A 1315-nucleotide genomic window follows, 5' to 3' on the forward strand; every position below is an offset into this window, starting at 1 on the left:
CGAGCGCGAAACGCAATTGCTGCGCGACTGGTTCGCACCGGATGGCGGGCAATGACCGAACGCCATTTCTCCACCCGAAGCGTGCCTTCGCGCGAAGATCTGCTCGATCCGGCCTTCCTCGCGCGGATCGATAGCTATGCGCTGCGGCTCGGGCGTACGCAGCGCGGCCGCAGGCTCGCCGACCAGCGCACGACCGCTCGCGGTCAGGGCACCGATTTCGCCGATTTCAAACCCTATGTCGCGGGCGATGATCTGCGGACGATCGACTGGAACATCTACCGCCGTATCGGCAAGACCTTCGTCAGGGTGTTCGAGGAGCATCACGATCTGCCGGTGCACGTGCTGGTCGATTGCTCGGGCTCGATGTTCGCCGAAGACCCGCCCCGCATCGCGGCGGGGCTGCGCGCGGCGCTGGCGGTGGCAGGTGTGGCGCTGGCTCAGCACGATACGGTGTCGCTCCATAGCTTCGCCGATCGGCTGCTGGTGCATAGCCGCAGCCTTTCGGGGCGCAGCATGCTCACGCGGGTGGCGGACTTTCTTTCACAGGCGAGCCCGCAGGGTACGACTGACCTGGCGGATGCGGCCACGCGACTGGGCAAGTCGGGGCTGCGGCCGGGCTTGCTGGTGGTGATTTCCGACTTCTTTGCCGACGGCGGCCTCGATGCAGCGCTGGCGGCGCTGTCGCGCTTGCCGCATCGCACGATGCTGGTGCAGATGGTGCGCGATTACGACGCCGAACCGCAGCTTCACCCGACCTTCGAAGCCGACAGCGATATTGCCATCGCCAGCGGCGAAGGCGGCGAGGCGGTCGCCGCCACGATGTCGGCAGAGGTGCTCGACGCCTATCGCGAGGCCTATACCACCTTTTCCGAGCGCCTCGTCCGTTTCGCCGCGGCGCATGGCACGGGCCTTGCCCGGATCGACTGCGCCGTGCCGGTGATCGACCAGCTTCCGATCCTGTTCGGGGATGGGATGCGGGCATGACCTTGGCTGGCCTTCCGCTCTGGGCATTCGCTCTTGGCGCACTGGCTATTGCCGGTGTGTTGCTGTTGCTGCAACGCCTGCGCCCTGCGCCGCGCACCATCGTGCTTCCGGGGGCGATGCTGTGGGCAGAGGCGATACGCATGGCGCCAGCAAGGGTGCTGGATCGCCCGCTGCGCCACCTCTGGGCCTATCTCCTTGCTGTGGTGCTGGCAGGATTGCTGTGGACGGCCTTCGCCGATCCCGTTCGCACGGGGCCGGATCAGGGGGCGATGGTCACGTTCTATCTCGACACCGGGCCGGGCATGGGGGCGGGCGATGGCGCACCCGCAAC

Annotated in this window: 2 protein-coding genes; both read left to right on the forward strand. The window is 67.2% G+C overall.

Annotation, left to right across the window (positions count from 1 at the left end; all coding sequences use genetic code 11):
• Nucleotides 1–51 precede the first annotated feature (51 nt).
• Entirely contained in the window at nt 52–984 is a 933-nt protein-coding gene (locus D2V17_RS05785; protein ID WP_119592148.1) for a DUF58 domain-containing protein, read from the forward strand.
• A partial coding sequence (locus tag D2V17_RS05790) for a hypothetical protein (RefSeq protein ID WP_220474075.1) occupies nt 981–1315 on the forward strand: 335 nt, incomplete at its 3' end. The genes D2V17_RS05785 and D2V17_RS05790, both read left to right, overlap by 4 nt.

This window comes from Aurantiacibacter xanthus, from assembly GCF_003584015.1.
In the GTDB taxonomy this organism is placed as follows: domain Bacteria; phylum Pseudomonadota; class Alphaproteobacteria; order Sphingomonadales; family Sphingomonadaceae; genus Alteraurantiacibacter; species Alteraurantiacibacter xanthus.